Below are 3332 nucleotides of genomic sequence, written 5' to 3' on the forward strand. Positions count from 1 at the left end.
CAAAGAACTGATCATTCAGCGCCGCTGCGATCTTTGGATCAGGGAAAACCTCTTCATGCATCTTGGTGCAATAGATACAGCCACGTTGTTCAATGATGACAAGCAGGCGCTTGCCTTCGGAGTTCGCCTCTTCAAGGTCCTCGCGCAGATCCTTAAAAGTATCGCGCATCCAGTCTGCCTTATGCAGTCCATCATCACCAAGCGTTACAGCAAACGCAGGCAAGGCAAGGACAATCACGGCAGCGGCTAATATTTGACGTAGAAACATGGTCTTTTCCTCCTATCCAAGATTTCCGAACGACGGCATGATTTCGATCATCCATTGCGCGATATAGTTAACTGAATTGGTTGCGATCAGGATGGCGAACACAATCAACATGGCGCCCATCACACGTTCGACCTGCCCCAAATACCGCCGGTTGCGCTGTAGCCAGCTTAAAAACGGACGCGCAAACAAGGCGGCAACGACAAACGGGGCCGTCATCGCCAATCCGTAAACGAGCAGTAGCAAACCACCCTGCCAGATATCGCCCATGCCGCTCGCGACCATAAGAATCGCCGCCAGCGCAGGACCGACGCAAGGCGTCCAGCCAAAGCCAAAGGCAAGCCCCATCAGATAGGCACCAATGATCGTTGATGGCGCGGCTGTGCTTTCGATCTTCGCCTCGCGGTACAGCAGCGGGATCCGCATAATGCCCAAAAAGTGCAGGCCAAACAGCAGCAGGATACCAGCGGCGACATACCGCAAAGTATCGCGCCACATCCCGAAAGTTTGCCCAAGTGCCGTGGCTCCCATGCCCAGCAGGACAAAGATTGTAGTCACCCCCAGCGCAAAGAAAATTGCCGATACGATCAATCGGCGCTGCGCACCAATGGGAATTGCCTTATCTGATTGCAGCTCGTGCATGGATAAGCCAGCCATATAGCACAGATAAAACGGCACCATAGGCAGCACGCAGGGTGTGAAAAACGAAAGTAGACCGGCAAATGCCGCCCCGAAATAGCTGATGTCCAACATAAATCAGCATCCTTGCTCTGAAGACTCATTCATATTAAGATTATTGAATGTTTAATCATTTGACCACAACTTTCCTTCATAAGCTGTTCACAGTTGCAGCGGCCCTGTTGTTGCTGGCAGGACCGCTTGCAGCGCAAACAACCTTGCTGATGGCAGAAGAACCCGGCTGCATTTGGTGCGCACGTTGGAATAGCGAAATCAGCGCAATCTATCCCAAAACCGGTGAAGGCGCCGTTGCACCTCTTAGGCGGATCAACATCCAAGACCCCCTGCCCGCTGATATAGAACTGGCGCGGCGAGTGAACTTTACGCCAACGTTTGTATTGCTTGTCGACGGGGTCGAACGGAACCGGATCGAAGGATACCCGGGAGAGGATTTCTTCTGGGGGCTTTTGGGACGCATGCTTGATCAGGAAGGGATCATGTATGAAACCGGTGGCGACGACAAAGAAAATTGATCCATTCAGACCTGTGAATTGTATAATATAAGTGGGAATGAGGTGAAAAACCCTCTAAGTAGCGCGCAACGCGGGTCGAGGCCTGCTATATTTATACGGCAACAAGGCTGAACCGGCATATGACAATTCCAGTTTTCAAAGAAAACATCGACGATGAACATCTTGATCAAATGATGGAGAGTGCAACGATCGCAACAAACTACCTCAAGGCGATCAGCCATGAAGGTCGTTTGATGATCCTATGCCATTTGGTCAATGGCGAGAAATCGGTCACGGAACTCGAAACGCTTTTGTCTGCCCGGCAAGCAGCGGTATCGCAACAACTCGGCAGGTTGCGCCTTGAAGGTCTTGTGCGACCTCGGCGCGAAGGCAAAACGATTTACTACAGTCTGACAGATGACAAATCGCGCAAGATCATTGGTCTTGTTTATGAACTGTTCTGTAAATCAGACTGATTTGGCGCGCCGTTTGGGTGCGCGACACAAGCGACGCTTGAGGGGGAGACACCGATGCTAGACGCATGGGGAGACGCGAACGTCGCCGCCGCCATTGGGTTATTTGGTGGCGTTTTGTTAGGCCTTGCCGCGCGACTTGGGCGGTTTTGCACACTGGGCGCAATTGAAGATTATTTATATGGCGAAAACGATCTGCGCCTGCGGATGTGGGTTCTTGCCATAGGCTGTGCAATCATTGGCAGCTTTGGGTTGATGGCCACGGGCCTTTTTGACCCTTCTGGATCTTTCTACCTTTCATTGCAGTTTTCACCATTAGCCAGCATCGTCGGTGGCTTGCTTTTCGGGTACGGGATGGCGTTGGCTGGTAACTGCGGCTACGGCGCCCTGGCGCGATTGGGCGGCGGCGATATGCGTTCATTTGTCATCGTTCTGGTGATGGGGATTAGCGCATATGCGACAATCTCGGGTCCATTGGCATGGATGCGCGTGGCGTTGTTCCCCACAACGCCCAGCGGGGTGGTCCCTAGCGGGTTGGCACATACTTTGGGCGAAGTCACAGGGCTGTCCATTAGCGCGATTGGGCTTGCGATCGGCTGCGTGATTGTGGCCGTGGCCTTTGCTGGAAATAGCCTGCGACGCAGTCGCGTCTCGATCATCTGGGCCGTTGCCGTTGGACTGGCCGTGACGAGTGCTTGGGCTGGTATGCAGTATGTCCAAAACAATGGCTTTGATGATCTAACGGTCGTTTCACATACGTTTTCTGCGCCATTGGGCGAAGTCATTCTTTATGGAATGACCGCTTCAGGCCAATCGTTGTCCTTCGGGATAGGCTCTGTTTGCGGCGTACTGATAGGTGCATTCATGGGCAGCCTGATCAAAGGTCATTTCCGCTGGGAAGCCTGCGAAGACCCCAGAGAGCTGCGGCGCCAGATCATGGGGGCCGCGATGATGGGTATCGGCGCAGTAATTGCCATGGGTTGCAGCATCGGACAGGGCATTTCCGCATTCTCGCTGCTCGCCTTCAGCGCGCCAGTAACGTTCGCTGCGATCTTTGCGGGTGCTGCATTGGGCTTGCGGCAATTGATCGTCGGCTTTGCAACTGCAGATTAACCAAGTGGCGTGGTTTCAGGTGAAGCACATTGAACTTGTGGACGGCACGAAAGCGGGACACGTCCAAACATGTGTCTCTAAACGGACGCAAGGGCCTTGCGTGCGTGTTTCTTGACAACAATGGGCACGAAAACAGAAGATTTTGGCGAGCCGTGGAGGACTCGAACCCCCGACCTGAGAATTAGAAGTTCCCTGCTCTAATCCAGCTGAGCTAACGGCCCGCACGGGCGTTGGTATCGCGCGCAAGTGGTCGCTTTGGCAAGCCTTAAAACACCCTTCTCCAAGTTCTTA

The 3332-nt window shown here is 53.3% G+C and carries 5 protein-coding genes and 1 tRNA gene; 3 read left to right on the forward strand and 3 right to left on the reverse strand.

What is annotated here, in order from left to right; translation table 11 throughout:
• Together QZ197_RS15365 and QZ197_RS15370 are read right to left on the reverse strand one after the other, a co-directional pair.
• Positions 1 to 268, reverse strand: a 268-nt coding sequence (locus tag QZ197_RS15365) for a thioredoxin family protein (protein WP_296433049.1), incomplete at its 3' end; no start/stop codon positions are given.
• Between the two features lie 12 nt (positions 269 to 280).
• Positions 281 to 1018, reverse strand: coding sequence for a cytochrome c biogenesis CcdA family protein (locus QZ197_RS15370; RefSeq protein ID WP_296433050.1), 738 nt, complete (start codon positions 1016 to 1018; stop codon positions 281 to 283).
• A 47-nt stretch (positions 1019 to 1065) separates the two neighbouring features.
• Between QZ197_RS15370 and QZ197_RS15375 the strand changes: the two genes are divergently transcribed.
• The 3 genes from QZ197_RS15375 to QZ197_RS15385 all read left to right on the forward strand — a co-directional run bounded on the left by QZ197_RS15375 (position 1066) and on the right by QZ197_RS15385 (position 3041).
• On the forward strand, positions 1066 to 1476 hold the full coding sequence (locus QZ197_RS15375; protein WP_296433051.1) for a hypothetical protein: 411 nt from the start codon (positions 1066 to 1068) through the stop codon (positions 1474 to 1476).
• 119 nt (positions 1477 to 1595) lie between these two features.
• Positions 1596 to 1931, forward strand: a complete 336-nt coding sequence (locus tag QZ197_RS15380) for a metalloregulator ArsR/SmtB family transcription factor (RefSeq protein WP_296433052.1) — start codon at positions 1596 to 1598, stop codon at positions 1929 to 1931.
• A 54-nt stretch (positions 1932 to 1985) separates the two neighbouring features.
• Entirely contained in the window at positions 1986 to 3041 is a 1056-nt protein-coding gene (locus QZ197_RS15385; protein WP_296433053.1) for a YeeE/YedE family protein, read from the forward strand.
• A gap of 143 nt (positions 3042 to 3184) precedes the next feature.
• Here the strand turns inward: QZ197_RS15385 and QZ197_RS15390 are convergent.
• Positions 3185 to 3262 (reverse strand) — tRNA-Arg (locus QZ197_RS15390).
• Positions 3263 to 3332: the final 70 nt, after the last annotated feature.

This window comes from Yoonia sp. (genome assembly GCF_017854415.1).
Classification (GTDB): Bacteria; Pseudomonadota; Alphaproteobacteria; order Rhodobacterales; family Rhodobacteraceae; genus Yoonia.